19 protein-coding genes are annotated in these 22,000 nt (G+C 62.2%); 11 read left to right on the top strand and 8 right to left on the bottom strand.

Features of this window, described 5'->3' with window-relative positions:
• Positions 1-14 precede the first annotated feature (14 nt).
• The gene (locus tag QZZ02_RS05005) at positions 15-2,339 is read left to right on the top strand and encodes a penicillin acylase family protein (protein ID WP_291842782.1); all 2,325 of its coding nucleotides are present in this window, start codon (positions 15-17) and stop codon (positions 2,337-2,339) included.
• Here the strand turns inward: QZZ02_RS05005 and QZZ02_RS05000 are convergent.
• Positions 2,321-2,785, bottom strand: coding sequence for a flavin reductase family protein (locus QZZ02_RS05000; RefSeq protein WP_291842781.1), 465 nt, complete (start codon positions 2,783-2,785; stop codon positions 2,321-2,323). The two genes, QZZ02_RS05005 and QZZ02_RS05000, sit on opposite strands and share 19 nt — an antisense overlap.
• Positions 2,786-2,884: 99 nt before the next feature.
• Here QZZ02_RS05000 and QZZ02_RS04995 point away from each other — a divergent pair, with 99 nt between their 5' ends.
• The 7 genes from QZZ02_RS04995 (at position 2,885) to QZZ02_RS04965 (ending at position 11,248) form a co-directional block, all read left to right on the top strand.
• Positions 2,885-3,808: a flagellar motor protein MotB gene (locus tag QZZ02_RS04995; RefSeq protein ID WP_291842779.1), complete on the top strand. Its 924-nt coding sequence runs from the start codon at positions 2,885-2,887 to the stop codon at positions 3,806-3,808.
• A gap of 121 nt (positions 3,809-3,929) precedes the next feature.
• A complete protein-coding gene (locus tag QZZ02_RS04990; RefSeq protein ID WP_291842778.1) occupies positions 3,930-5,771 on the top strand; it encodes an SLC13 family permease in 1,842 nt (613 codons plus the stop codon).
• 38 nt (positions 5,772-5,809) lie between these two features.
• On the top strand, positions 5,810-6,568 hold the full coding sequence (locus tag QZZ02_RS04985; protein WP_291842777.1) for an arginyltransferase: 759 nt from the start codon (positions 5,810-5,812) through the stop codon (positions 6,566-6,568).
• Positions 6,569-6,604: 36 nt separating this feature from the next.
• The gene (locus QZZ02_RS04980; protein ID WP_291842775.1) at positions 6,605-7,726 is read left to right on the top strand and encodes a TRAP transporter substrate-binding protein; all 1,122 of its coding nucleotides are present in this window, start codon (positions 6,605-6,607) and stop codon (positions 7,724-7,726) included.
• 2 nt (positions 7,727-7,728) lie between these two features.
• Complete coding sequence (locus tag QZZ02_RS04975; protein WP_291842774.1) at positions 7,729-8,508, top strand: TRAP transporter small permease subunit; 780 nt, start codon at positions 7,729-7,731, stop codon at positions 8,506-8,508.
• A 3-nt stretch (positions 8,509-8,511) separates the two neighbouring features.
• Entirely contained in the window at positions 8,512-10,104 is a 1,593-nt protein-coding gene (locus QZZ02_RS04970) for a TRAP transporter large permease subunit (RefSeq protein ID WP_291842773.1), read from the top strand.
• Between the two features lie 13 nt (positions 10,105-10,117).
• Positions 10,118-11,248: an AI-2E family transporter gene (locus QZZ02_RS04965; RefSeq protein WP_291842772.1), complete on the top strand. Its 1,131-nt coding sequence runs from the start codon at positions 10,118-10,120 to the stop codon at positions 11,246-11,248.
• Positions 11,249-11,252: 4 nt separating this feature from the next.
• On the opposite strand, the gene QZZ02_RS04960 is transcribed toward QZZ02_RS04965, so the two are convergent.
• Positions 11,253-12,071 (bottom strand): hypothetical protein, encoded by an 819-nt coding sequence (locus tag QZZ02_RS04960; RefSeq protein ID WP_291842771.1) that lies wholly within the window; start codon positions 12,069-12,071, stop codon positions 11,253-11,255.
• A 123-nt stretch (positions 12,072-12,194) separates the two neighbouring features.
• Positions 12,195-12,929: a WYL domain-containing protein gene (locus QZZ02_RS04955; protein ID WP_291842770.1), complete on the bottom strand. Its 735-nt coding sequence runs from the start codon at positions 12,927-12,929 to the stop codon at positions 12,195-12,197.
• 88 nt (positions 12,930-13,017) lie between these two features.
• Here QZZ02_RS04955 and QZZ02_RS04950 point away from each other — a divergent pair, with 88 nt between their 5' ends.
• Positions 13,018-13,377, top strand: coding sequence for a VOC family protein (locus QZZ02_RS04950; protein ID WP_291842769.1), 360 nt, complete (start codon positions 13,018-13,020; stop codon positions 13,375-13,377).
• A gap of 59 nt (positions 13,378-13,436) precedes the next feature.
• Here QZZ02_RS04950 and QZZ02_RS04945 read toward each other — a convergent pair whose 3' ends face one another.
• The 5 genes from QZZ02_RS04945 to recO form a co-directional block, all read right to left on the bottom strand.
• Complete coding sequence (locus QZZ02_RS04945) at positions 13,437-14,456, bottom strand: M48 family metallopeptidase (protein WP_291842767.1); 1,020 nt, start codon at positions 14,454-14,456, stop codon at positions 13,437-13,439.
• A gap of 3 nt (positions 14,457-14,459) precedes the next feature.
• Positions 14,460-15,011: a LemA family protein gene (locus tag QZZ02_RS04940; protein WP_291842766.1), complete on the bottom strand. Its 552-nt coding sequence runs from the start codon at positions 15,009-15,011 to the stop codon at positions 14,460-14,462.
• Between the two features lie 75 nt (positions 15,012-15,086).
• Positions 15,087-17,363 (bottom strand): DNA topoisomerase IV subunit A, encoded by a 2,277-nt coding sequence (parC, locus tag QZZ02_RS04935; RefSeq protein ID WP_291842765.1) that lies wholly within the window; start codon positions 17,361-17,363, stop codon positions 15,087-15,089.
• Between the two features lie 161 nt (positions 17,364-17,524).
• Positions 17,525-17,857, bottom strand: coding sequence for a hypothetical protein (locus QZZ02_RS04930; RefSeq protein WP_291842764.1), 333 nt, complete (start codon positions 17,855-17,857; stop codon positions 17,525-17,527).
• Positions 17,854-18,582 carry a DNA repair protein RecO gene (gene recO / locus QZZ02_RS04925; RefSeq protein WP_291842763.1) on the bottom strand — a complete coding sequence of 243 codons (729 nt, stop codon included), beginning with the start codon at positions 18,580-18,582 and terminating at the stop codon, positions 17,854-17,856. Before recO ends, QZZ02_RS04930 begins: the two co-directional genes overlap by 4 nt.
• Positions 18,583-18,781: 199 nt before the next feature.
• Between recO and QZZ02_RS04920 the strand changes: the two genes are divergently transcribed.
• Together QZZ02_RS04920 and QZZ02_RS04915 are read left to right on the top strand one after the other, a co-directional pair.
• Complete coding sequence (locus QZZ02_RS04920) at positions 18,782-20,272, top strand: MBOAT family protein (protein ID WP_291842762.1); 1,491 nt, start codon at positions 18,782-18,784, stop codon at positions 20,270-20,272.
• A 9-nt stretch (positions 20,273-20,281) separates the two neighbouring features.
• Positions 20,282-21,856 (top strand): hypothetical protein, encoded by a 1,575-nt coding sequence (locus QZZ02_RS04915; protein WP_291842761.1) that lies wholly within the window; start codon positions 20,282-20,284, stop codon positions 21,854-21,856.
• Positions 21,857-22,000 lie beyond the last annotated feature (144 nt).

Genomic DNA, 22,000 nt, shown 5'->3' with positions numbered 1-22,000 from the left:
GGGAGCAAGTCATCATGATCAAACGTGTTCTGCGCTTTCTCGGCTGGGCGGTCGGAGGCCTTGCCGCGCTCGCCACGGTCGGCGCCCTGATCTTCGCCAACCGGCTCTATGCGTCCCTGCCCCAGACCAGCGGCACGATGGAAATGGCCGGTCTCGAGGCCGAGGCCAGCATTGTCCGCGACACTTACGGCGTGCCGCACATCTTTGCGCAAACCGATCATGACGGGTTTTATGCCATGGGCGTTGCCCACGCCCAGGACCGGCTCTGGCAGATGGAGATCACCCGCCGCGCTCTGCGCGGGCGTCTGGCGGAAATCCTCGGCCAGCCCGGTCTGGATACCGACATCTTCTTCCGCACCATGGGTCTTGGCGTCGCCGCCGACACTGCTGTCGAAAACCTGCCGGCTGACGTCCAGGCTGCCCTGCGGGCCTATGCCGACGGCGTCAATGCGGTGATGGAGACCCCCGGTTTTGTCCCGCCGCCGGAATTCCAGATCCTGATGTTTGATCCCGAGCCCTGGCTGCCGGCTGATACGGTGGTGGTCTACAAGGCGATCGCGCTCGACCTGTTCGGCAATGCCTTCCAGGAACCGGCCATGGCCGCCCTCATCGAGCAGCTGGGCGAGCAGCGCACCGCCGAGTTCATCGGCCGTTATCCTGACGACGCCCCGCGTTCGCTGACCATGGCCGATATCGGCATCGAGGCGAGCACGCTGCCTCCGGCCGAAGAGCCCGCCCCGATGATCGGGCCGGAAGACAATGGCCGGGACGGATCGAATAACTGGGTGCTGGCGGGATCGCGTACATCGAGCGGCCTGCCCATCCTGGCCAATGACCCGCATCTCGGGCTGGCGGCACCGGCAATCTGGTATCTCGCCCGCCTGACCACGCCGAATGGATCAGTTGTCGGCGCCACCCTGCCCGGCACCCCTTTCGTGACGCTGGGCCGCACCGAGCAAATCGCCTGGGGCTTCACCAATACCGGACCCGATGTCGGCGACCTGCATGCAGTCACCGAGGCTGATGTGACCGGCCAGCGCGAGGAGCGGATCCGCGTCCGCTTCGGCGAGGAGGTGATCATCCAGCGCCGCGAAACCGCGACCGGCCCGGTTCTGGACCCCAAGAATTTCGACTACCCCGTACCCGAAGGCAGTGATTTCTTCGCCCTGCAGTGGATGCTGGACGAGCCCGATGACGGAACGACCGGCGTCGGCCTGCACATTATCGAGGCGGATGAATGGGATGATTTCGTCGCCGCCATACGCGGCTTTGTGGCCCCGCAACAGAATATGGTCTTTGCCGACCGTGACGGCGATATCGGGTTTTACGCCCCGGCCCGCATTCCCGTGCGCAACGCGGAAGGCGCCTGGGTCTCGACGATTCCCTTCGAGGAATTGCCGCACACACTGAACCCGGATCGCGGTTTTGTCGCGACCGCGAACAACAAGATCGTGCCGGACGACTATCCCCATTACCTGACCTCGGAATGGTATGGCGTATCGCGTATCCGCCGAATCTATGAGGGCATCGAGGCACAGCCCGTCCACGATCTCGACAGCATGCAGGCGCTGCAGGTCGATACGGTGAGCGACACCGCGCGCCGGGTCCTGCCCGTTCTGCTCGAGGCTGAGCCCGCGAGCGAAGCGGGCCGCGCCGCCCTGGCCCTGCTCGCTGACTGGAATGCAGACATGGCGGTCGATCGGCCCGAGCCGCTGATCTATTCAGCCTGGATGCGCCAGCTCAGCCAGGACATTTATGGTGACGAGCTTGATGCGCTCATGCCGAGCTGGCATGGCGATCGCCGCGTCTTCATGATCGATGTGCTGACCGGTGATCTCGGCCATTGGTGCGACAATGTCGCGGTCGCGCGCACGGTGACATGCCAGGACCTGACGGGTCCCGCTCTCGACCAGGCCATGTCGGACACGATGGCGGCCTATGGCGATGACATGGCCGACTGGCGCTGGGGTGACATGCACTATGCCCGACATGCCCACCGGCCGTTCTCGGATTTCCCGATCCTGTCTGACTGGTTCACCATCACCACCCCGGTTCCCGGCGATGGCTCGACGGTCAATGTCGCGCATCACTCCTATCGCTCACCGGGCTATGATGTCTTTCATGGCGCCTCCTACAGGGCGCTTTACGACATGGCGGCACCGGATACGTCGCGCTTCATGATCACGACGGGTCAGTCGGGCAATGTGATGTCTCGTCATTATGACGACCTGGCCCCTCTGTGGGGACGCGGCGAGTACATAACCATTCCGACCGGCTGGACGCTGGAGACCATGCCCGAAGGCCTGTCAGTGCTGACGCTTCAACCCGGCTCGCAATAGGTCGAGCGGTAAAAGACCAGCGCAGGTACATCGCGCGGCGTGTCAAATTCGATGACACGCCCGACGAGGATTTCATGGTCGCCACCTGGATGGACGGCCTCGGCCTGACAGACCAGATGCGCCACAGCTCCCGAGATCAGCGGCACCCGCTTGCCCTGCCATTCGCTGCGGCAGGCCGAGAGATCGGGATCGAGCGCACAGGCATGCGCCAGGCCGGCCTGGTCTGCCGCCAGGACATTGATGCCCCAATGCCTCGCCTTGCCGAAAATGCCGTATCGCTCCGACGCGGTTTCGATCGACCAAAGCACAAGGGGCGGGGCCAGCGACACGGAGGCGAAGGAATTTACCGTCATGCCAAGCGCCTTGCCGTCCACATAGGTGGTGACAATGGCCACACCGGTGGGGTAGCGCCCGAGTGCGTCGCGAAGGGAGCGGCTATCGTCCAAGGCAGTCCTCATGATTTGCGGGCAGGTTCGGGTTTTGAAACCGGACCTTAACGCTAACGGTCTACAAGACGCCGAGGTAGGTAAACAAGGTGGGTGGACATGGCAGCCTCTGATCGGCCGATTGTCATCAAGAAAGTCATCAAGGGCGGCGGGGGTGGACACCATGGCGGCGCCTGGAAAGTCGCCTATGCCGACTTTGTCACCGCAATGATGGCCTTCTTCCTCTTGATGTGGCTCATCAACACCACCACACCCGAACAAAAACGCGGTATTGCAGACTATTTCGCCCCGGCATCGGTCTCCCCCTCAAACTCCGGCTCCGGCGCTCCGCTGGCCGGGACATCGCCGGGTGATGACGGAGTCCAGGGCTCCGGCGACAGTTCCATGCGACAGCGCCTCGCCCCGACCGCCCCCCAACTCAATGACCGTGATCGCCAGCAATCTCCGGAAGGCTCGCCGGAAGCGGTCGATAGCGAAACCACCGTCATGGCCTCGGCCATGGCGGAGGCGCGCGAGCGCCGCGACGCGGCCGAACTGCATTCCGCCGCCATGTCGCTGCGCCAGGCGATGCAGGAAATGCCCGAGCTGGCCGAACTCTCCAACCACGTGCTGATTGACGAGACTCCGGAAGGCCTGCGCATCCAGCTCGTCGACCAGGAAGGCCGTCCGATGTTCGATCCCGGCGCCACCGTGCCGAATGAGCGGGCCATCACGCTGCTGCGCGCCGTCGCGCGGATCGCCGAACGTCTGCCGAACCGGCTCTCGATTGCCGGCCATACCGACAGTGCGCCATCTGCTCCGGGCACTGACTACACAAATTGGGAACTCTCCGCCGACCGCGCCAATGCGGCCCGCGCCGAGCTGCAACGCGCCGGTATTTCAAACGACCGTATCTATGAGGTGCGCGGCAAGGCCGGCTCGGAACCGCTGTATCCGGACGATCCCTACATGCCAGGCAATCGCCGCATCTCTGTTGTCTTGCTGCGTGAAGCACCTGTCATGCCGAATGGCCACGAGCTCTAGCCCGACCCCGGGGGAGCGGATATCCACGGCCAAGCACGACACAAAGGCTTCGCAAGCGCGCAATCAGCATGCTAGCGTTTTGCGCTGGACATAACGGGTCCTGGGCTTCCAGAAATTCGCGATGATTGAATCAGCGTCACTTGATGTGTGGCAGATGTGGGCAATTCTCGGCGGCCTCTCGCTGGCGATTGTTTTTTACGTCTGGGACAGTGTACCGATCGAGATCGTGTCGGCCTCAATCGTGGCCGGTCTCATGGCCTTCTTCCATTTCTTCCCGCTGGCAACTCACAATCCAACGACGGCTGACCTGCTGGCGGGATTCGCCAATCCGGCATTGTTCACCATCTTGTGCCTCCTGATCGTCGGCCAGGGAATTTTCCAGACCGGCGCCATGGAAGGCCCGACGCAGCGTCTGCTCAACGCCTATGACCAGCACCCGAGGGCGACGCTGGTCGGCATGTTCGCCTTCGTCTTCGTGATCAGTGCCTTCATCAACAATACGCCTGTCGTGGTGATGTTCGTGCCCATTCTCGTTGCGATCGCGAAACGGATGGAGAAGAGCCCATCCAAACTCATGATTCCGCTGAGCTATGTCTGCATTCTCGCGGGCATGACCACGCTGATCGGTTCGTCGACCAATCTGCTCGTCGCCGACACGCTGATGAATGTCACCGGCGAACAGCTCGGATTTTTCAGCCCGTCCTTCCCCGGCCTTTTCCTGGCTGCGGTCGGCATCGTCTACATCATCTTCGTGCTACCGCATCTCCTGCCGGACCGCGCCTCCATGGAGAGCGAAATCGCCGGAGCCGGCGGCAAGCAATACATCGCCCAGCTGGAGGTCACGAGTGACCATCCGCTGGTCGGAAAAAAGCCGGTTGCCGGCATGTTCGCCGACCTTCCGGACATGACGGTCCGGATGATCCAGCGGGGCGAACACGCCTTGCTTCCGCCCTTCGACCAGATCGAGCTGAAAACCGGCGATCTCGTCATCGTCGCGGCGACCCGTCAGACCCTGTCCAACCTGCTCGCCAAGCGCGCCGATTTCATGCGTGGCATGCTGGAAGCCTCGGGTCCGGGCGAGAACCCGACACCGGGCGAGAATCTCGTCATGGCCGAAGCCGTGGTCGCGCCCGGCTCCCGCGTGATCGGCCGGACGATCCAGCAGATCGGCTTTCGCCATGCGACAGGCTGCGTCGTGCTGGGCATCCAGCGCCGCTCGCGCATGATCCGCTCGCGCATGGGCGAGATCCGGCTGGAAGCGGGCGACACGCTCCTCCTGTTCGGGGCCTCGGGCTCGCTGCGCAGCCTGCGCGCTGATCGCGACCTCCTGGTCATGGAATGGGCCACCACATCGCTGGCCGACCCGCGCCGCGCCAATTTCGCCCGCGCCATATTCGGCGGCGTGGTCGTTACCGCGGCAACCGGCATCCTGCCCATCATCCTGGCCTCCTTCCTGGGGGCGGTCGCCATGATCGTGGCCGGCTGCCTGAATACGCGCCAGGCGGCCCGGGCTTTTGACATGCGGGTCTACCTGTTGATCGGATCCGCCATCTCGCTGGGTACCGCCCTGCAGGTGACCGGCGGCGCCGACCTTCTGGCAACCGGTGTGGTGTCGGTCTTCGCACCATTCGGACCGATTGTGTTGATGTCGGCGCTCTTCCTGCTGGTCGCCGTGCTGACCAACGTCCTGTCGAACAGCGCGACGGCAATCTTGTTCACCCCGATCGCGGTCGGCGCGGCCAACCAGATCGGCGCTGACCCGACCTTGTTTGCCCTGACGGTGCTGTTTGCGGCAAACACCTGTTTTGCCACACCGATCGGCTACCAGACGAACCTGCTCGTGATGGGCCCCGGTCACTACCGGTTTGCCGATTACCTGCGGGCGGGCGCGCCGATGGTGCTTCTGTTCTGGATTGCCTTCACCGTCTATGTCAGCCTGCTCTATGCCTTCGACATGGCGTAGGACATCATGAAACACCCGAGCGGCAAGAGGCGAAAGGCGTGACACACCCGTTTGCGACCCGGCAAATCCCCTTCTTCCTGACGGCGTCCGGGCCCTGCCCCTATCTGCCGGGACGGTTCGAGCGAAAGGTGTTTACGCGACTCGAGATCAGCGAGGGTCCCGCCCTCAATGACGCGCTGACCCATGCCGGTTTCCGACGCTCCCAGGGCGTACTCTATCGCCCGGCCTGCGAAGCCTGTGATGCCTGCAAATCGGTTCGCATCGATGCTGAGGCCTTCGCGTGGAAACGGCGCTGGCGCAAGATACTCAATCGCAATGGCGACCTGCATGTCTCCGTCGATCAGCAGACCGCGACGATGGAACAATTCGACCTGCTCTCACGCTATCTCGACAGCCGGCATGGCGATGGCGACATGGCCGGCATGTCGTTTGGCGAATACGTGATGATGGTCGAGGAAGGCGCCCAACGCACCCATGTCACCGAGTATCGCGACGATGACGGCGTGCTCCGCGCCGCAGCGCTGACCGATGTGCTCAAGGACGGGTTGTCGCTGATCTACAGCTATTTCGATCCGGACTGGGACCGCCGCAGCCCGGGCGCCTACATGATCCTCGACGCGGTCCGCCAGGCCGAACTGGCGGGCCTGCCCTTTGTCTATCTGGGCTATTGGGTGAGCGAGAGTCGCAAGATGAATTACAAGGCCCAATACCAGCCGCTGCAAGTTTTGACGCCCTCGGGCTGGCAGCCGCATGCCGAACTCGCTAACCATGAGGACGAAGACGACGATTTCGACTGATCGCCATCGCGCAGCGAAATTCCGGGGGAGACAGACATGGATCGACGCACATTCATTAGCGGCGGCGCCGTTGCTGCGGCCACGGTTGCCACGGCTTGCGGTGAGACCGGACAGGACACGTCGGCCGGGCCGGCCGCGCCGAATATCAATCGCGGCGTGACCCGCCTGCGCATGGTCACCACCTGGCCGGCCAATTTCCCGGGACTGGGCACAGCCGCCAACAATGTCGCCGATTATATCAACCGCATGTCCGGTGGTACGCTGGAAGTGCGTGTTTATGCGGCTGGCGAGATTGTGTCGGCCTTCGAGGCCTTTGATGCTGTCTCGGAAGGCACGGCAGACATGTATCACGGTGCCGAATACTACTGGCAGGGCAAGTCGCCGGCCTTCAATTTCTTCACCGCTGTGCCGATGGGCATGACCGCTTATGAGATCATGGGATGGGTCGAGGCCGGTGGCGGCCAGGCGCTGTGGGACGAGCTGTCGGCGCAGTTCAACATCAAGGCCTTCCAGGCCGGCAATTCCGGTCACCAGATGGGCGGCTGGTTCAAGCGCGAGCTCAACACGCTGGAAGATTTCCGCGGCTTGCGCATGCGTATTCCCGGGCTTGGCGGCAATGTGCTGCGCGAGCTCGGCGGCGCGGCAGTCACCCTGTCGGGCGGCGAGATCTATCCGGCGCTTCAATCGGGCGCGATTGATGGGACCGAATGGGTCGGACCATGGAATGATCTCGCTTTCGGCTTCTATCGGGAAGCGCCCTATTACTATGGCCCGGGCTTCCACGAGCCGGGCTCCTGCCTCAGCGCCGGCATCAACAAGACCGTCTGGGACGGGCTGGCAAGCGACCACCAGGCGATCATCGCCTCGGCCTGCCGAACCGCCAACAATCTTTCCATCGCTGACTTCCACTACCAGAATGGTCTGGCCCTCGATGTCCTTGTCAATGAACACGGTGTCGAACTGCGCCAGTTCTCGGATGTGATCTGGGACCGGATCGGCGAAATCTCCGAACAGGTCGTTGCCGATACCGGCAATGCCGACCCTCTCACCCGCCGCGTCTATGACAGCTATCTTGCGGCCCGCGATTCGATGCGCGGCTGGAGCCGGATTTCCGAGATGCCCTACATGGTCCAGCGCGAACGCGTGCTGGCGCGCTGATCATGCGCACGGGCGACGGTCTCCTGCTTGCGCTGATCATCCTGTCGCTCGGCCTGGTGCTGGTCGACCTGGCGACAGGCGGGGCGGTCGGACAATGGTCGGGCGGGAACCTGCCCGGCATCGCCCGGACGATCGGCGTCTGGCTTGGCCGGATCGGGGTCTGGCTGTCCCCGCTCTTGCTGCTGCCCTTGTTCAGCGGCCTCATGGGCCGCTTTCTGGGGCTGCCGGCGCCGCTCTGGTCAATGCAACGCGGCGCGATCGTCATCCTTGACGGGCTCACGGAGAGGGTTGCCGGCGCGGCACGCTGGTTCGCGCTCGGACTGGTGCTGGCCACGGCGATCATTGTGATCCAGCGCTATGTCTTCGGCTATGCCTCGACCAAGCTGGCGGAAAGCGTGATCTACATGCATGCCGGCCTGTTTCTCCTGTCCTCGGGCAGCGCGCTCCTGCATGGCGGACATGTCCGGGTTGATGTTTTCTACGCCAGGATGACCGAACGCGGCAAAGCCTGGATCGACCTTTTGGGCAGCTATCTCGCCCTGATGCCGATGAGTGCGCTGATCCTGTGGTCCTCGACCGGCTATCTCAACTCGACCTGGCGGGTGCTGGAAAGCTCCCGCGAGAGCGACGGTCTGGCCTTTGTCTTCCTGCTGAAAACCGCCATACCGCTATTCGCTGTCCTGATGATCCTGCAAGGTTTTTCAATGGCCGCCCGCGCCGCCATGACACTGGCCGGACAAGCCTCACCCGCCCTGCCCGCGGCAACCGAGCAGGAGGTCTGAGGCATGTCTCTCTTCATCGAACTTCTGCCCTTCCTGATGTTCCTGGCCGCTTTCGCGGCCCTATTGCGCGGCTATCCGGTCGCCTTTACGCTGGCGGGTGTCGCCCTCGCCTTCGCCATCATCGGCATGGCGATCGGCGAGTTCGACCCGATCCACTTCCGCGCATTCCCGCAGCGCATCTACGGCAATCTGATGGAGATGGACCGATCCATCCTCGTCGCCGTACCGCTCTTCGTCTTCATGGGCGTGATGCTGGAAAAGTCGAAGATTGCCGAGGAACTCCTCGAGGCGATGGGCGCCCTCTTCGGCACCATGCGCGGCGGGCTCGGCATCTCGGTCGTCATCGTCGGCGGCCTGCTGGCGGCGTCGACCGGCATTGTCGGCGCAACGGTTGTGACGATGGGCCTTCTGTCGCTGCCCACCATGCTCAAGCGCGGCTATGACCCGGCGCTGGCAACCGGCACAATCGCCGCCTCCGGCACGCTGGGCCAGATCATCCCGCCCTCCATCGTCCTGGTCCTGCTGGGTGACCAGATTTCCAATGCCTACCAGGAAGCGCAACGCGCCCAGGGCATTTTTTCGCCGGACATCGTCTCGGTCGGCGATCTGTTCGCCGGCGCGCTCATCCCCGGCATTCTGCTGGTGACGCTCTATATCGGCTACCAGGTCGTGATGGCGATCATGAAACCCGACAGCGCGCCCGCGGCCCCGGCGGAAGGCGTGGTCACATTCGGCGGGCTGATGCACGCCCTGGTCCCGCCCCTGGCCCTGATCATCGGTGTACTCGGCTCGATCCTGACCGGGCTGGCCACCCCGACCGAGGCCGCCGGCGTTGGCGCGGTCGGGGCGACTTTCATCGCGGGTGCCCGCAATGCCGGACGTGACAGCAATCCGAAACCGGGGCAGATCGTGAGCTATCTCGGCCTCGCCGCCCTGCTCGGCCTGATCGCCCTGGTCGTGCTTGCCAATGTCGGTTCCGAGCGTCGGCTTTATGTCACGGATCTTGGAAATTTCGGCGGGCTGGTCACCGGCATACTGGTCGCGATGACCGTGCTGGGTGCCGGCTGGAGCCTGGTCCGGCTCAAGCGCTCCGGCGTGCTGGACGAGGTGATGAGCTCGACCGCGATGATCTCGGCCATGGTCTTCGTGATCCTGATCGGCGCCTCGCTCTTTTCCCTCATCTTCCGCGAGCTGGGCGGGGATGACACCGTTGCGGCTGCCCTCGAAGCGGTGCCGGGCGGTGTTTTTGGTGCCGTCGCGGTGGTCATGCTGGTGATGTTCATCCTCGGCTTCTTCCTCGACTTCATCGAGATCACCTTCGTGGTGGTGCCGATCGTCGCGCCAATCCTGCTGATGATGGGGGTCGATCCGGTCTGGCTCGGCGTCTTGATGGCGATGAACCTGCAGACCAGCTTTTTAACCCCACCCTTCGGCTTCGCCCTGTTCTACCTGCGAGGGGTGGCGCCCAAATCGGTCAGGACGACGGACATCTATCGCGGCGCCATACCGTTCGTGATCATCCAGATCCTTGCCATCATCGCCGTCGCCGTCTTCCCGTGGCTGGCCACCGGCCTGCCGGAGTGGCTGTACGGCTAGAAGGAGCCCGAGCATGTCGCCGCACCGCAAGCTGGAACTGCAGCGCGCCTTCATCGCGGCGCTGGCCCTTGTCATCTCATGGGTCTTCCTGTGGATGATACGCGACTATCTCGCAGCGCTCTTCCTGGCCGGTGTGCTCGCCCTCTTTCTCGCGAAACCGCACGACTGGCTGTCCGGCAAGCTGGGCGATCGCCGCGGACTTGCCGCCGGGCTGCTTGTCACCGGCGCCGTGCTGGCCTTTGTCATTCCGGCCGCCATCCTGATGGGCATTGTCGCGGAACAGGCGATCGACGTGACCGGCATGGTCACGCCCTGGGTGCAGGACCAGGTCAGCCATATTCGCGAAAACGGCCTTGACGGCCTGCCCGACTGGCTGCCCTTCCGCGACGAGATCATTGAATACCAGGCCTCGATCACGGCCCAGATCGGCAATCTCGCCGGAACTGTCGGACGCGTTCTGGTCAATTCCCTGCGCGCCGGCACGGGTGGCTTCCTGGTCGCGACGCTGAACTTCTTCATCCTTGTCTATGCGCTCTTCTTCTTCCTGATGACGGGCCGCCGCGCTGCGCGCTCCGCCGTGACCTTGTTGCCGATGACGGTGGAGGCACGTGAATTGCTGGCGGGGCGCGCGCTCTCGACCATTCGCGCAACGGTGAAGGGGTCCTTCCTGATCGCCCTGGTGCAGGGCGGGCTGACGGGGATCGGCCTGTTCGCCGCCGGCGTGCCGGGATCGGTCTTCTGGGCCGCGGTCGCCGCCCTGCTCTCGATCATCCCGATGATTGGACCGCCGCTGATCTGGTTACCCGCCGCCATCTGGCTCGCCGCCACCGGCCAGCCCGTCGCCGCCTTCGCCCTGACAGGCTGGGGCGCCATCGTGATCTCGACCTCGGACAATATCCTGCGCCCGATCCTTGTCGGCAAGGACGCCAAAATGTCCGATCTCATGGTGCTGATATCGACCCTGGGCGGGCTGACCCTGTTCGGCGCCGTCGGCATCATCATCGGCCCGGTCATCGCCGCGCTCTTCACCTCGGTCTGGTTCATTTTCCGGGAAAGCTTCGCCGGATTGCTGGAGGAGGATGAGGCCGAGCCGCCGGACGATGGTTCCGCGCCGGATGCCTCAGCCGGATCCGGGACGGACTGACCGGTCAGCTCTCGCCCGACCGCCCGAAGCCGGCTTCCACATCCCGCAAAAAGCGGCTGACCTCGCGCATGCTGAGCGAGGCCGCCAAGGCGTCGCACTCCAGCCGCGCGGTGTCTGGATAATAGTCCCTCATCTCCGTGATGGCCGCGCGATGGGCTGCAATATCGCCTTCGGGAGCATTCCGGATGAGGGTCTTGAATCGGGAGAAGGCCTCGCGGTCGCTGGCCGTATCCAGCTCCAGCGCGTCGAACAGGGCGTCGACATAGTCGAGATAGAGCCCGGGCCGATTGCCGACGAGATCGGGCGCATGGCCATCGAACAAATGGCCATAGGTCTCGCCATAGGCGTGACCGACCGGATCCGTATGGGCATAGCTGTCGCCCAGCGCGTGGATCAAAAAGCCGGTCTGCCAGGACGCCTGCCCCTCCGACCGGTTACGCGCTTCAATCATGTTGGCCAGGTCCAGCCGGCGCTGCGCCACCACGGCTTGGTCGCCGCCGTGCAGGGAATGCAGGACGGCATTGATCCGGTGGCGATAACCCCAGGCCCCAAATGTCCCCCAGACGCTGACCTGAGGCGCCGCATAACGCATAGCAAGATCGTCAGCGGCCTGATTGAAGAAGGCAAGGAGCGCGGCATCCTCAGACGAGTGCCCCGCCAGCCGCGCGACCATATAGGTCGTGTCCTGATGCCCGTCGCGCTGGTATTTTGGTTGCACATGAGCTTCCAGGCAGTTGGGATTGAGGCTGCGATAACCCGGCGTGGAACAGGCGGCGAGTGCGGTCAGCGAGGCCAGTGCGGCCATCCGAAACAGGTAAGTCATATTGCGTCCCCCCCGGGCGGTGTCGACCCTGATCGATCACCCTAGAGGGATTGGCCGCTCTTCCAAAGCCTTCATCGCCATACCGGAATTCATTCCGATCCGTACACGGCGCGAGCGACCGGATCATGGCGACAGGTCATCACGCTCAAGCGATAGCGCGAAGACGTTCTTTGACAATAGGCGGAAGCGCTCCGCACTTGATCGTGCCCGCAGGATCCGGTCGCATCGAAACGTCCGGCTTGCCGCGCGCAGGCGATCGAATGCCAGGACGTACCAGACAGGATATTTGAGCAGCAGGTAATGGGGCTCGATCTGGCGCTCAGAGACGACGCCATCCTCCCTCCGATAATGGATCGAAAGCACTTCCTGGCCGATGAACGCCTGGTGCAAAGTCTGGACAAGCCGTTTGGGAGGCGAGGCGACACCGGCCTGCACATAGGTGGATGCCGTGTTTCCGATCAGGATTCGCGACTTCAGCCGGTTCACATGCTTGCGCTTCTCCGGCGAAAAGGAGGCCACCAATTGCCGCCTGACAGAGGCGAGATTGGCGAGGAAAAGCGGTGACCCCATCTTTTCCGCGACATCGATACTGATCAGCAGATCAATGGCGTCCGGATAGGCGAGATTCAATCTCCCGACCCCCCAATTCCGGTCCAGCCGGACCCCCCCGCCCCGACCGCGATCGGCGTCAATCGGCAGGCCCTGTTCGCGCATCAAAAGGAGATCGCGAGCGATTGTGCGCTCACTCACACCGAGGTCGGACGCGAGGCCTTTCATGGTGCATATCTCGTCCTGCTTCAGCTGCGCTGCCAGCAATTCAAGACGCCTGAACCTGTCGATCGATCTGGTGCGAACCATCAAACAAATACGACACGATTTGTCATATTTGTCGATACGCTGCATTCATTCCCAGGCAAAACCGTCCGGGCAATCAGGAGAATTATACATGAAAATGAGTTACTTCGTTCTGGGCACGAACGATATGACGGCAGCGACGAAATTCTATGATGCCTTGTTCGCACAGTCCGGTATCGCGTCGGCAATGCCGACCGAACGCATGACCTATTGGGTCGGAAAGACGTTCGCCTTCGCCATCGCCCGTCCCTTCAACGAACAACCCGCCAGCCATGGCAATGGCACCATGCTTGGCCTTGATACGGGCTCCGAGGACGAGGTCCGAAGGCTCCACAAGCTGGCGATCGAGCTGGGCGGGCGTTGTGACGGTGAGCCAGGGCAGCGCGGCCCCTTTTACTCCTGTTATGTGAGGGATCTCGACGAGAACAAGCTCTGCCTGTTCACCCAGTAAGCCGTACCGGGTTACGGCGCCACCTGGCCGGGGTGTCGCCGTCCCGCTCGGCCTTCACCCTAGATTTCCGGCACAGTGCTCGTTGGCACGCGCCGCCTGCCGCCGGCATGCTCGACGAGCATGTCGATACGTTTCTCGATCGGCGGGTGGGTGGCAAAAACGCCCATGAAACCGGTCCGGGGGTTCTCGATGAACATCTCGCGGACCTCTTCCGGGGACTCCGCGACATCGGCATTGCCGGCGATCTTCTCCAGCGCCGAAATCATGGCGTCGGGATTGCGGGTCAGCTCGACGGCCCCCGCATCGGCCATGTATTCCCGACGGCGTGAAAGCGAGAAGCGGATCAGGATGGCCAGGAGATAGGCGACCGCAATGATCGCCAGTCCGATCACGATGACCAATCCGCCGCCGCGTCCACCGGAGCGCCGGTCGCCGCCCGCCCGCAGACCGAGCCAGAAGATGCGCCGGAAAACCATCTCGGCGGCAAAGGAAATAATGCCGACGAAGATGATGGATATGACCAGAAGGCGGACATCGCTGTGGCGGATATGGGAGAGCTCGTGTGCCAGGACCGCTTCCAGCTCGGCCTTGTTGAGCCGTTGCATCAGGCCGCGTGTCACCGTGACGGTATATTGCCCCTCATGCAGGCCGGAAGCGTAGGCATTGAGCGCGCCGGTTTCGATCACGGCCAGCTTCGGCATGTTGAGACCGCGTGAGATACAAAGGTTTTCCAGCAGGTTATAGAGAGCAGGCTCGTCCTTGCGGGTGACCGGATGTGCGCCGGTCGCGGCATTGATCATGGCCTGATGGCCAAACCAGGCAATCACGAACCAGATAGCCGCAATCGCCAGCGACCAGGCGGCGATGCCCGGCAGGCGGTCGAGCTCTGACCCGATGAGCTCGAAACCCGCCCCGTCCTTGCCCGGAGCGCCGGCACCCGGATCGACAAAGCCGGTCATCAAGATGGTCAAGGCATAGCCGATTGCCACGAGCAGAACCGGAAAGGCGGCCAGCAGGAAGAGCGACCGCAGATTATTGTTCCAGATATGCGTGCGGAGCCCGGCCGTGCCCCAGACCATGGCTTAGAACTGCACCTTCGGGGCACCGCGCTCGGCTTCGCCGACTTCAAAATATTCCCGCGGCTTGAAGCCCATCGAATTGGCGATGACGACCGCCGGGAACTGCTCGGTCGAGGTGTTGTACTCATTGACTGCATTATTGAAGAAGCGGCGGGCGGCGGCGATCTTGTTTTCAAGATCGGCGAGCTCGGCCTGGAGCTGCATGAAGTTCTGGTTGGCCTTGAGATCGGGATAGGCTTCCGACAGGGCAAAAAGCTGGCGCAGGGCCCCGGACAGCATGTTTTCCGCGCCGGCGAGATCCTTCACCGAAGTCGCATCGATCGCGGTCTGGCGCGCCTTGATGACGTTTTCCAGCGTCTCTTTCTCGTGACTGGCATAGCCCTTCACGGTCTCGACCAGATTGGGCACGAGATCATGGCGCTGCTTCAGCTGGACATCGATATCACCCCAGGCCTGGTTACAGGTCTGCCGCAACGCAACAAGACGGTTGTAGACCATGACCAGAAATACGCCGAGGGCGATGATCACGAGCAAGAGAATGACGCCGGTATCCATGCCTGTCTCTCCTTGAGCGGGCAAAATGAAGATTTTGCATCGCCCTCCCGGAGCGATACAAGTTTAAATCACTACCTATTCCGCTTTCGCCTGTGAAGCGAGGAATTCCGAGCCCCGCGGCGAGAAGCGCAGCGATCGCGGGAAACCGCGCGGCACCATCTTGCCGGCCTGGGCCCGCTTGGCGGTCCACAAATGCCAGTCATCCAGGTTGAAGCGGCGTCCCGCCCCGTCCAGCCAGGTCAGCCCGTCTTCTGCGTTGAACACGGTCGCATCGGCCAGCTTTGCGCCCTTGCCGCCGAGCAGTCGGACGCCCTTGCCGCGGCTCATCATCGGGATTTCCTCGAGCTCGAAGACCAGCATCTTCTTGTTCTCCCCGATCAGGGCGCAACGATCACCGGTCGCGGGAATGCACAGGAAGGCCTCGTCACCCTCGGCCAGGTTCAGGATCTGCTTGCCGCCCTTTTTCATGGCGACGCAATCCTTCTCCTGGATACGGAAACCGGAATTGCCATCAGAGGCCACAAGCAGCGTGCGTTCCGGATCAAACTTGAACAGGCCGATCGGGGCGGCGTCGTCGGGCAGGTCGACATGCAGGCGGACCGGTTCGCCATGGCCTCGACCGCCAGGCAGTTTGGAGGCTTCCAGCGTGTAGAATTTCCCGTCGGTCGCGAACATGAGGAGCTTGTCGGTGGTCTCGCATTTCACAGCGAAGGCGGACTTGTCGCCTTCCTTGAACTTCAGCTCGGTGACGTCGTTGATATGGCCCTTCAGCGCCCGCACCCAGCCACGTTCCGACAGGACAGCCGTGATCGGCTCGCGCACGACAAAGGCCTCGATCGGCGCATCGCCGGCAATGTCGGGCGCGTCGCCGAACACGGTGCGGCGCTTGCCCAGCGGCGTGGTCTCGGCATAGAGCTCGCCGACATGGGCGACCTCGCCGCGCACCTTGTCCCACTGCAGCGCGGTCGAACCGATCAGTTCTTTCAGGCTATTGCGCTCATCGCGGAGGCTTTTGTCCTCCTTGCGGATTTCCAGCTCTTCCAGCTTGCGCAAGGCGCGCAGGCGCATGTTGAGGATGGCTTCGGCCTGGCGCTCGGTGAGCTCGAAATGGGCCATCAGCCTGGCCTTGGGCTCATCCTCGAAGCGGATGATCCGGATCACCTCGTCCAGATCGGCATAGACGATGAGATAACCGGCCAGCACTTCGAGCCGGTCCTCGACCTTGGCCAGGCGCGTGGTGGCGCGGCGCACGGCCACGTCGCGACGATGCTCGAGCCAGATCTGCAGCACTTCGCGCAGGCTCATCACCCGCGGCACGCCATTGGGGTCGAGCACGTTGAGGTTCAGCGAGACCCGGGTTTCCAGATCGGTCAGCTTGAACAGGCTCTCCATCAGCATGTCCGGATCGACCAGCTTGGACTTCGGCTCCAGCACCAGGCGGATATCCTCGGTGCTCTCGTCGAGCACATCGTCAAGCAGCGGCAGGCGCTTGGCGTCCATCAGCTGGGCGATGCGTTCGACCAGTTTGGATTTTTGCACCAGGTAGGGGATCTCGGTGACCACGATGCGCCACATGCCGCGCTCGATGTTTTCCTTCTCCCACTTGGCCCGCACCCGGAAACCACCACGCCCGGTCTCATAGGCGGAACGGATCGCTTCGGGCGGCTCGACAATCGTGCCGCCGGTCGGCAGGTCCGGCCCCTTGATGTGCTTGAGCAGGGCCTCGGTCCCGGTTTCCGGATTGTCGATCAGCGCCATCGCTGCGGCGCAGATCTCCGCGACATTGTGCGGCGGCACCGAGGTCGCCATGCCGACGGCGATACCGGTCGACCCATTGGCCAGGAGATTGGGAAAGGCGCCAGGCAGGACCAGCGGCTCGCGCTCGGAGCCGTCATAGGTCTCCTCGAAATCGACCGTGCCCTGGTCGATATCCTGCAGCAGCAGTTCCGCCGCCTTGGTCAGACGGGCCTCGGTGTAACGCATGGCGGCCGCGCCATCACCGTCAATATTGCCGAAATTGCCCTGCCCCTCGACCAGCGGATAGCGCGAGGCAAAGTCCTGGGCGAGACGCACCAGCGCCTCATAGACCGACTGGTCGCCATGCGGGTGGTATTTGCCGATGACGTCGCCGACGACACGGGCTGACTTCTTGAACGCCTGGTCCGGGTTCAGCTTCAGCTCACGCATCGCATAGAGCAGACGGCGGTGGACCGGTTTCAGGCCGTCGCGGGCATCGGGCAGCGCCCGCTGGGTGATCGTCGAGAGCGCATAGGCGAGATATCGCCGTGACAGCGCCTCGTTGAACGTCTCCTCGATGATATGCCCGCCGTCGGGATCAAAATGATCGCCCATGAAGCCCACCTGACTGATTCGTGTTTGATCCAGTATAGGCAGGGCTGGCGGGGAGCGCAGGGGCGGGACGCAGGATTAGCTGTGGGGAATGGGTTTGGTCTTTCTTCCCCATTTGTGGGGAAGTGGATGCGCGTCAGCGAGGTCGATGGGGCGGCGCGCCGCTACCAGGGCTCACCATAGGCGACGAACTCGTCTCCGAGGCGCGGGAGGATGCTCGACAAGACATCGGGCATCCGGACTGCCACATCATTAGACCAGCTACAGACCCCGCTAAACGCTGCAGGTGAACCTCGGTGACGCAAAAAGCCAACGCGCTCGTGATCCCGCTGCAGGATCAAAATGTCGAACTGATCCAGATCATCGCAGCCCTGATCGCATTCCAGCTGCAGGCGCTCCGCGATTGCCGCAGGCGAGATCGATACCGCGCCTATCGATTTCTCGTGCAGGATAAAATCGTCGGAATACGGGACCTTTGCCCAGTCTTTTTCGCTCACAACCGCCCCACCCGCTCCAACTCCGCCATCAGCCGCGCCCGCGCTTCCGGCAATTGCTTGTCGATCGGCCAGAGGACGCGGCGCTCGAGGAAATAGCCTGTCAGCGCCAAGCCGCGGGCGATATCGCCATCCTCGATCCGGCCGGATCCTGCCATGAAGGGCGGGAGTTCGAGGAGTTTGGGGGCGTAGGGCGCGGCTTCCTCGCGGCAGACGGCACGGCCGGTGCGCGGGGAGATATGGGTGAGGTCCTCGGTCACGCCGGTGACGGCGCAGGCCGACATGTCGAGCCCATAGCCGAGATCGGATAGAAGGCCCGCCTCCCAGCGGACATAGAGCGCCGGCCAGATATCGGGATTGTCGAAGGCGCCCAGCAAGAGCTGAAAGCCCTGGTGGACGCGCGGATGCGGCTCGCGTTCCGGCAGGGCCATGACGGCGATGGCGCAGGCGGCATTGAGACCGGCCAGCGCGGTGCGGTCCTCCATCACCATGCCGGCGGTGAGATCATCCGCCTCGATCTGGAACATGCCGAGATGTTCGGACAGGCGGGCGCGCCAATTGACATTGATCTGGTTGCCCGGCTGCAGGATGGGCCGCATCGAGCGCGACCGCCCGCCCCGCACCAGCCCGGCATGACGCCCCTGCTCCGCGGTCAAAACCTCGACAATCGCCGAGGTCTCGCCATGCGGCCGAACCGCCAGAACTATGCCCTGATCACGCCATTCCATGGGGAGGTTGTAGGTGAGTCTTGCAGGGACGCCTATCTGCCAGCCTGAACGACACAAATGAGGCCGCATCTGAATCCGCCCCTCCGCGTAACTCCCTAATTATGAGGGCCTCTATCTAACCCGGGACGCCCGTCCGCGGATATCAGGCCAGGCCGAAAACCGGCTTGCCCGTGATTGTTGCACGCTGTATGAAGCGATCATGGGGTTGAGTGCAGGCCTCAAAGGAGCGGCGCCCTCATTGTCGATGGGGGATTCCTTCCTGGCTTTTGGGGGGCGACGCATCATGGTGTTTTCAGAACCCATATTCCTTTATTTATTTTTTCCAATTGCCATCCTTGCGATCAGTCTGTCACGCGGCATCGTGCATTCCGCGTTGATACTTACCTTCAGCCTGTCTTTTTATTATTGGTCATCGGGGTTTATCGCGGGACTGCTTCTCGCATCCGTGCTCTTCAACTGGGGAGCGGCCTTTTTTGTGAGGAATAAAAACAGGACGAATTTGTGGATATTCATATCCTTGAATCTGGCCGCGCTGTTCTACTTCAAATATGCGATATTTTTCAGCGCTCAGGTCGATGGCCTTTTCGGGACTGAAATGTCCTGGACCTTCCGGAATGTTCTACTCCCCGTCGGCATTTCCTTCTTCACATTCCAAGCGATTTCCTACCTTGTCGATGTTTATCGCAATGACGTCGCACCGGAGCGCAACCCCATTATTTTCGGCGCGTACCTGACCTTTTTTCCGCAATTGATCGCCGGACCGATCGTCCGCTTCAAAGATGCGATCAAATATTATCGCAGGCCGGAACGCTCGATTGACGGTGCCGCTGCCGGCGCCAGCCGTTTCGTTCTCGGCCTCCTGAAAAAAGTCGTCGTGGCAGATACGGCAGGACGGGTTGCAGACGCCTGTTTTGCCTTGTCCGGCAGCGACCAGACCTTCATGACGGCCTGGATCGGTGCCCTCGCTTACACGCTCCAAATCTATTTTGACTTCTCGGCCTACTCCGACATGGCAATCGGGCTTGGCCTCATGTTCGGGATCAAGTTCAACGAAAATTTCGCACGCCCCTACTATGCATCCACGATTACGGAGTTCTGGCGCCGCTGGCATATCTCCCTGTCAACTTGGTTCCGCGATTATCTCTATATTCCGCTGGGCGGGAATCGTGGCGGAATGATCTTGACCTATCGAAACCTGCTGCTGGTGTTTCTAGCGACCGGCCTCTGGCACGGTGCGGCTTGGACGTTCGTATTGTGGGGCCTCTTCCACGGCGCGTTCCTGATCGGCGAACGCATCATTCTCAAAGGCAGCGCCGGCCAGATGAGCAGCCCGTGGCTGCGGGCTCTTTATGCGATGCCGGTAGTAATCGTCGGCTGGGTGCTATTCCGGGCGGAAAGCCTGAGCCTCGCGTCCAGCATGGTCAGCAATATGGTTCAGTTCTGGGAATGGGGCGTGATGCCCCGCGACATAATCGCGGTCCTCGACCCCATGACTCTGGGCATACTGGCTTTCGGATTGCTCGCGCTAGTCACACCGACCGGCGTGTCCTTCGGATCGCGCCTCACAGCTCCGACAGCCACGCTACCCATCATGGCGACGCGGCTCGCCCTCGGCACTGCGGGGCTCGCCGTCGCCAATGTCTGGATCCTGTCGGCGGACTTCAGCCCCTTTCTTTACTTCAGGTTTTAGGAAGCGGACATGAGTGACGACACCCACACAGGCCCCCGAGCTGACAGCGACACCCCCAACCGCTCCAAGCTCACACTTGTTCTGGCCTGCCTGACCCTTGTCTGCTTTGGCGCACAATTGCTGGCCCCCTTCCTGACTTACATGGTCGTCGGCGCACCCCGCCCTTATGAAGGCCGGAATTTCGACGCCTATCCTCGCAGCGGGCAATTGCTGGACAATGACAGCGAGGCACGGGAGCAGTTTGCTGGCGCCTTCGAGGATCGCCTTCTGCTTCGAAAACTGTCAATCGGTTTGAAAAACTGGTTGAGCTTCCGCCTCTTCGGTGTTGTCGACACACCGCAACTCGTATCCGGGACAGATGGTTTCTTCTATCTGAAGCGCAGCCTTGAACCCTTTGATTGCGATACGGAGGAAGAGATTGTCAATCGCCTCGCGAGCTTCGAGCTTTACATGGCGATCGCAGCCAATTCCGGTGAAGACCTTCTGGTGACCATGTCTCCCAACAAGGCCAGCGTGACACCAGATGCGCTGCGCGGCCGTGTTGGGGTCTACGCGCAATGTTATGGGCGCTTGTCCCGCTTCGCCGCTCAAGAAATGGAGCGTCGCGATTATGGCCAATTCATCAACCACCAACCGTCTATCGAGGCCCTCATTCGGGAAACCGGAGAAGGCTATTTCCGGACCGACACACATTGGCAACACCACATCCAGCTCGCCGTAATGACTGACCTATACAGCCATGCCAGGCCGGGAGGCGCGCCAGTCTTCTCAACCGCACATATCGAAGCCGGCGACCCAGCCAGAACAGACCTGGCCTCCAATCTCGGTTGGGACCATGGCGAGCCAACCCTGGAGGTTTCAACGGAAGACTGGTCCAGGATTGCCGCCGAAGCCGGACCGATTGAAGGCCGCACCATCATTTTTCACGACTCCTTCTATGGCGGAATGTCCCGCCGATGGCCGGAATTTTTCGAAGATGCCGAGGCTGTAGACCTGTCCAGGCTCTCAGCCACAAGATATCTCGCATCAACCGCTTCTCGGGACTTGTTTACGACTCTGGAGGCGGCGGATCGTATCCTGATAAATCTGGTAGAACGCGCCCTGCTTGGCCAGATGTCAGTGGCGGACCTCTCACTTTCCCGCACGGTCGGATATCACTTTGTGCAGGCCAACCTGCGCCTGGGCGAACAGGCGTGTCAGCCCGGGTCCGGCGAGCTATTGCCGATCGAGGTGGAAACGACAGGTCTGCGTGAACTCGGCGATGGGCGTTATCAACAAAACACCTATCCCACCATCACCATCGAGCCGCTAAGCGCGCCGACCACAGAACGGATTTGCGTGTCGGTTCGCATGACAACCCGAAATGCTGCCGAAACGCGGATTTCGCTTCCGCGCGGCAATGATGACTTCAATCGGCACAATCGCTTCCATGTCCTTCCCCTAGCCGAAACCGGATCGGAACTGGTCGAGTTCAGCCTCATTTTGCCGTCGGCATATTCCAGTGGCCGGATGAAGATTGAACCCTTTGTTGAAAGCGGAGCAGACCTGACAATCGAGAGAATTGAAGTCCGCGCTATACCCTGAGCCGGGTAGAGTTTGCGGCGTTTCCACGATGCCGAAACACCTGACCTTGTTTTGCCGCCTCGCTGGGATCTCCGCTTCCTTTAACGATGAAACGGAGATCGTGTTGGCGACGACAGGCCAACCGAAACAGTCATTGCGCAAGGG

Origin of the sequence: Maricaulis sp. (assembly GCF_015665295.1) — a bacterium.
Classification (GTDB): domain Bacteria; phylum Pseudomonadota; class Alphaproteobacteria; order Caulobacterales; family Maricaulaceae; genus Maricaulis.
This window is presented reverse-complemented; position numbering and strand designations above follow the sequence as displayed.

Excerpts from the sequence above, each read along its gene's own strand:
- QZZ02_RS05005 (WP_291842782.1), top strand. The coding sequence starts at position 15 with ATGATCAAACGTGTTCTGCGCTTTCTCGGCTGGGCGGTCGGAGGCCTT.
- QZZ02_RS04995 (WP_291842779.1), top strand. The coding sequence starts at position 2,885 with ATGGCAGCCTCTGATCGGCCGATTGTCATCAAGAAAGTCATCAAGGGC.
- QZZ02_RS04990 (WP_291842778.1), top strand. The coding sequence starts at position 3,930 with ATGATTGAATCAGCGTCACTTGATGTGTGGCAGATGTGGGCAATTCTC.
- QZZ02_RS04980 (WP_291842775.1), top strand. The coding sequence starts at position 6,605 with ATGGATCGACGCACATTCATTAGCGGCGGCGCCGTTGCTGCGGCCACG.
- QZZ02_RS04975 (WP_291842774.1), top strand. The coding sequence starts at position 7,729 with ATGCGCACGGGCGACGGTCTCCTGCTTGCGCTGATCATCCTGTCGCTC.
- QZZ02_RS04970 (WP_291842773.1), top strand. The coding sequence starts at position 8,512 with ATGTCTCTCTTCATCGAACTTCTGCCCTTCCTGATGTTCCTGGCCGCT.
- QZZ02_RS04965 (WP_291842772.1), top strand. The coding sequence starts at position 10,118 with ATGTCGCCGCACCGCAAGCTGGAACTGCAGCGCGCCTTCATCGCGGCG.
- QZZ02_RS04960 (WP_291842771.1), bottom strand. The coding sequence starts at position 12,071 with ATGACTTACCTGTTTCGGATGGCCGCACTGGCCTCGCTGACCGCACTC.
- QZZ02_RS04955 (WP_291842770.1), bottom strand. The coding sequence starts at position 12,929 with ATGGTTCGCACCAGATCGATCGACAGGTTCAGGCGTCTTGAATTGCTG.
- QZZ02_RS04950 (WP_291842769.1), top strand. The coding sequence starts at position 13,018 with ATGAAAATGAGTTACTTCGTTCTGGGCACGAACGATATGACGGCAGCG.
- QZZ02_RS04945 (WP_291842767.1), bottom strand. The coding sequence starts at position 14,456 with ATGGTCTGGGGCACGGCCGGGCTCCGCACGCATATCTGGAACAATAAT.
- QZZ02_RS04940 (WP_291842766.1), bottom strand. The coding sequence starts at position 15,011 with ATGGATACCGGCGTCATTCTCTTGCTCGTGATCATCGCCCTCGGCGTA.
- parC (WP_291842765.1), bottom strand. The coding sequence starts at position 17,363 with ATGGGCGATCATTTTGATCCCGACGGCGGGCATATCATCGAGGAGACG.
- recO (WP_291842763.1), bottom strand. The coding sequence starts at position 18,582 with ATGGAATGGCGTGATCAGGGCATAGTTCTGGCGGTTCGGCCGCATGGC.
- QZZ02_RS04920 (WP_291842762.1), top strand. The coding sequence starts at position 18,782 with ATGGGGTTGAGTGCAGGCCTCAAAGGAGCGGCGCCCTCATTGTCGATG.
- QZZ02_RS04915 (WP_291842761.1), top strand. The coding sequence starts at position 20,282 with ATGAGTGACGACACCCACACAGGCCCCCGAGCTGACAGCGACACCCCC.